7 protein-coding genes are annotated in these 4,025 nt (G+C 58.5%); 4 read left to right on the top strand and 3 right to left on the bottom strand.

What is annotated here, in order from left to right:
* The first annotated feature begins 702 nt into the window (after window positions 1-702).
* Window positions 703-882 (top strand): hypothetical protein, encoded by a 180-nt coding sequence (locus tag WB528_RS23760; protein WP_423891287.1) that lies wholly within the window; start codon window positions 703-705, stop codon window positions 880-882.
* A gap of 56 nt (window positions 883-938) precedes the next feature.
* Window positions 939-1,148: a hypothetical protein gene (locus WB528_RS23765; RefSeq protein WP_423891288.1), complete on the top strand. Its 210-nt coding sequence runs from the start codon at window positions 939-941 to the stop codon at window positions 1,146-1,148.
* A 189-nt stretch (window positions 1,149-1,337) separates the two neighbouring features.
* On the opposite strand, the gene WB528_RS23770 is transcribed toward WB528_RS23765, so the two are convergent.
* Complete coding sequence (locus tag WB528_RS23770; protein ID WP_423891289.1) at window positions 1,338-1,979, bottom strand: Crp/Fnr family transcriptional regulator; 642 nt, start codon at window positions 1,977-1,979, stop codon at window positions 1,338-1,340.
* Window positions 1,980-2,306: 327 nt separating this feature from the next.
* Between WB528_RS23770 and WB528_RS23775 the strand changes: the two genes are divergently transcribed.
* The gene (locus WB528_RS23775; RefSeq protein ID WP_423891292.1) at window positions 2,307-2,645 is read left to right on the top strand and encodes a response regulator; all 339 of its coding nucleotides are present in this window, start codon (window positions 2,307-2,309) and stop codon (window positions 2,643-2,645) included.
* 364 nt (window positions 2,646-3,009) lie between these two features.
* Here the strand turns inward: WB528_RS23775 and WB528_RS23780 are convergent, their stop codons facing one another.
* Window positions 3,010-3,135, bottom strand: a complete 126-nt coding sequence (locus WB528_RS23780) for a hypothetical protein (protein ID WP_423891294.1) — start codon at window positions 3,133-3,135, stop codon at window positions 3,010-3,012.
* Between the two features lie 57 nt (window positions 3,136-3,192).
* Window positions 3,193-3,387, bottom strand: coding sequence for a hypothetical protein (locus tag WB528_RS23785; RefSeq protein WP_423891296.1), 195 nt, complete (start codon window positions 3,385-3,387; stop codon window positions 3,193-3,195).
* Between the two features lie 455 nt (window positions 3,388-3,842).
* Here WB528_RS23785 and WB528_RS23790 point away from each other — a divergent pair.
* Window positions 3,843-4,025 (top strand): tyrosine-type recombinase/integrase (locus WB528_RS23790; protein WP_423891298.1); only part of this gene is annotated, 183 nt, incomplete at its 3' end.

Here is a 4,025-nt window from a genome sequence, read left to right on the forward strand (position 1 = left end):
GCGCGGCGCTCGGCGCCGCCCAGCCAACGGATAAAGTGCACGGCTGAAATCTCGGAGCGAGCACACGTCCGAGACCCATCAGCTTGCCGCCGCTGCGGCCAGCTGTCGCCGATCACCCCGTAGCTGCTCGCTGCTCCAGCGGAGCGCCGCCAACCGGATTGGCAAAAAAGAACAGCGGCGACGCCGCCTCGCGCGCGTGTGGGAAGCGCAAAGGGGCGACGTTACAGCATCCAAGCTGGGCTGGCGAGCATGTCGGCTTTGAGCCGTTCCCAGTGCATTGAAGCTGCATCTGAAACGGCGTCGGCTTGCGCTCACGCAAGATATCGCTCGACGCGGCTCCGCCCCAGCGGATCACGGGTACAGCACAGGCGAGCGGCGAATGATGCTGGCACCGCTCGCACCAGAGCCAAATCCACGGCGTTGATCGCTGCAGATCGCCGAGCGTTGCCCGTGGACCGGGCTTAGACTTGTAGCGATGCCGCGATGCAATCCATCGCGCCATGTCCTTGCTGCTGAATTTCGCTGGCTCGCCGCTCATGAACCCAGCATAGGGAAATTCGGCTTATGTTCCTATCCGGGTTCCGGTACTGGCCCCTTTCCATATCCCCTGGTCCCCTTTCAAATTGAGGCGTGGTCCCTTTTCAAATGGAAAAGCCTGCCTTAGTTTTACGTTTGGCTAAGGAAACTCTGGGAGACGGACCAATGGCAGTCCGAAAAGCCAGCAAATACGAAGAATACCGGCTTTATGCCGTGCACTGTTTGAAGCTAGTGAGAGTCGCGACCAGTCGTGAAGCTCGCATCATTCAACGCGAAATGGCTGCCGAATGGTTGAAGCTGGCCGACATGTTCTCTGCTGGGGAGAACCTGCGAAATAATGAATAGGCCGCCTCAGTTGTGAGTCTTGTATCCTGGGACCTATCGAAAGCGGGATGCGGAGCATGTCGGCACCAACGTCGGGCAAGGAACTGATCACCTACTATCTCAAAATGGCGATCGACTTGGAGCAGGCCGGCGACGCCCAAACAGACCCGGCTTTCAAAGCCGATCTATTGGCGCGAGCTGAGTACAGTCGCCAGCTAGCGGCCAAAGAGGCGGAAAAGCTCAAGACCGAGCCGCCACCAGCGAAGAAGCTGCGCTCCCACAAGTAGGCCGCCTCAGTGGGCGGCCTCTTTCATTTCGATTGTGGCATCAAATCAAAATCGAATAACGACAGTTGAGCCGGGCTCTTTTTGAAAACTCTGGCGAACTTCTCTCTAAAATCCGCCGTGTTGTTACATAGCTTCATGATCGTAATGACGCGCTCTAAATGATCGTGAACCTTTTCGCGACCAAACTTTTTAAGCCACTGATGATGATTTGCCGGTGTCGATCAGCTTCTGCCGTTTGAGACTTTGCGGCGCCTCGGTAACCCCAGCCCGCCTGACGCCCAGCATCAGCGCCAGAAATTCATGTGTCAGTGGTAGCGTGTTGTCGCGGGTCCGGTCATGGGCCATCAAAATCCATCGCGCCAAGCGCTGGTCAATATGGGACCGTGCGTTCGCAATGGCGGTGTGAGCCGTCTGCACCATGAAGACTTGCACGAATTTGAGCAGGTGGTTGCGCAAGGGAACACTCGCATCCATGGCCTTCTGTAAGTACTTGACCGCGATCTGTCGCCCTTCCCCGGCGACCTGCATGTAAGTGGAATGCGGCGATTGATCGCCGCCCAGCGCCACCGCAGTTCCGCTCATCCCCTCGCGCCCAATAAGGCCGACTTCGATGCGCGTCTTGTCCGCTTGGACGGCGACAACCGATGCAATGCCGGTCTCCATAAAATAGACCGTCTCGATCGTTCGGTTGGGCCGCTCCAGGTCTTTTAGTAGTTCCAGCGCGACCGGCCGCAAGTACGGCTTCAATAACGCGAAATCAGGCGCGGACGTTGCGGCCAGCAACTGATTGCAAGGTGGCGAAGAACTGCGAGTTGCGGAGACCGCGGCCATGGCTCTGTTCCCATTAAGGGCAAGAGCACAACAGGGTCTCTCAAACGCCCGCGCCCGAAGGTCGCTGCTGGCGGTGAGTTATAGATAAGCCCCCGCGCTCGGGTTGCTACTGGTATTCGCTAACCACGGGGAAAAGACCCTCCAAGGTACGGAACCGTACCACCGGGTGGTTGTTGGACTCCTTAGGCGCTTCCGCACACCAAAAACCTCCGAGCGCCCTGACGACCCAAAGAAAAGACTGCCTACGACGCCAAGTCCTTATGGCCTCGAAAGGGTGCGCTTGTGTCTGTATCGGTGGGAAACGGTGCCCGTGCTCTGGTCGTTCTCGTGATCGAGGACGAATTCCTCGTGAGATGCGATGTCGCGGATTGTCTGCGAGACGCGGGCTATGTTGTCGTGGAAACAGCGAGCGGTGAAGAGGCCATCGCGCTCTGTAAGTCAAATACCTCAATCGACATAGTGTTCACCGACATCAATCTTGTTGGCCCGGCCAGCGGTTGGGATGTGGCTGAATGCTTTCGAATTGAGCGGCCGGATGTGCCGGTTCTCTATACGTCAGGGAAATCCGTTGACCCCCAACGCTGCACTCCCGAAAGCGAGTTTGTCGCGAAACCGTATAAGATCGCTGACATCCTGAAAGCATGTCAGCGGCTACATACCGCATGATCGGCAGCGCGGCCAGTGTAGCCGCGGTGCGGCGCATATCAGCAGTCAAGCGGCTCGCTTCGCCCGGAGTTCTGCTAATGCCACCTTCCCCGTTCGGGTAGCTTCGGACATCGTTTCGAAAAATCCAGATTGTCGTACCGGCTTGCTCTTCCCGGCCGTGTAAATTTCCCATCGCCACGGTTTTGGCGGATGACCTCTGATTTTGATAGCGAGGGTGTAATCGTGCACTGTCTCGACACGAGCGAGCACATCAATTCCGGGCGGTATCAATTCTGGATGCGATACCGAGATGTCACGACAAGCCTGCCGAAAGGTTCGAAGAGGCCTTAGCAAATATGGGCTGCAAATAGCCATGATCGCAACACTAATACGGCGGTGAGCGAATAAGTTTCCCTACCAAGCCCATAAATTTTATCGCCCGATCTTTTTGCTTTCGTCGTTCTTCGGCCAGCAGACGGAAAATTGTCTGCTGCCACGTTTTCTCAGGCATGCCCGCCTCCTCACGCACACCCTTAAGAAGGTGACCATAGCGCTCAGAACTCTTGCTTCAGACGAACTGTTCCATGAGGCCATCAGCTCGCCGCGGCGGCGGCGAGGCGTTGGCATCGACCCCATAGCTCCTCGCTGCTCCAGCGTTCGCCGCCACCGGATTGGCAAAAAAGAACAGCGGCGCCGCCGCCTCGCGCGCGCGTATGAAGTAAAAACCCATCAGCTTGCCGCGGCTGCGGCCAGCAGTCGCCATCGACCCCGTAGCTGCTCGCTGCTCCAGCGTTCGCCGCCAACCGGATTCGCAAAAAAGAACAGCGGCGACGCCGCCTCGCGCGCGCGTAGGAAGCGCAAACCTACGCAAGCCATCAGCTTGCCGCCGCTGCGGCCAGCTGTCGCCGATCACCCCGTAGCTCGGCCAGCGGCCAGCGCCGCCGGCGCCGCAAATGAGCCCGGTGCCCGGCACGCTCTCGTCGTGACGTGTCGACCAGCGTTGCGATGCAACCGGCCGCGGGCGCGTGCGCACAATTGGAGACGAACGGAACCGATTAGCCGGCGCCGCAATCGATCCTCGCGACTGTTCATAAAAGGCCTATTGTTTGTACAGTTTCTTTCAGAGCCCCCCGGAAAACCATGGCCAAGCCGCACCTGCGCACTGTCGCCCCAGCCACTGAAAATCGAACAGTCACGCGTCGGCGAAAGAATGCCGACTTGCGGACCCGCGAACATCTGACTGCCGATGAGGTCGAGCGCTTGATCGAGGCAGCGAAGAACAACCGCCACGGTCATCGCGACGGACTGATGGTTCTCCTAAGCTTCCGCCACGGGTTGCGCGCCGTCGAGGTCTGCGACCTGCGCTGGGAGCAGGTCAACTTCAAGGCGGCGATACTACAC

Origin of the sequence: Bradyrhizobium sp., from assembly GCF_049586575.1 — a bacterium.
Classification (GTDB): domain Bacteria; phylum Pseudomonadota; class Alphaproteobacteria; order Rhizobiales; family Xanthobacteraceae; genus Bradyrhizobium.

Bases quoted from the DNA above. Each gene is read 5' to 3' on its own strand.
- WB528_RS23760 (WP_423891287.1), top strand. From the start codon at position 703: ATGGCAGTCCGAAAAGCCAGCAAATACGAAGAATACCGGCTTTATGCC.
- WB528_RS23765 (WP_423891288.1), top strand. From the start codon at position 939: ATGTCGGCACCAACGTCGGGCAAGGAACTGATCACCTACTATCTCAAA.
- WB528_RS23770 (WP_423891289.1), bottom strand. From the start codon at position 1,979: ATGGCCGCGGTCTCCGCAACTCGCAGTTCTTCGCCACCTTGCAATCAG.
- WB528_RS23780 (WP_423891294.1), bottom strand. From the start codon at position 3,135: ATGCCTGAGAAAACGTGGCAGCAGACAATTTTCCGTCTGCTGGCCGAA.
- WB528_RS23785 (WP_423891296.1), bottom strand. From the start codon at position 3,387: ATGGCGACTGCTGGCCGCAGCCGCGGCAAGCTGATGGGTTTTTACTTC.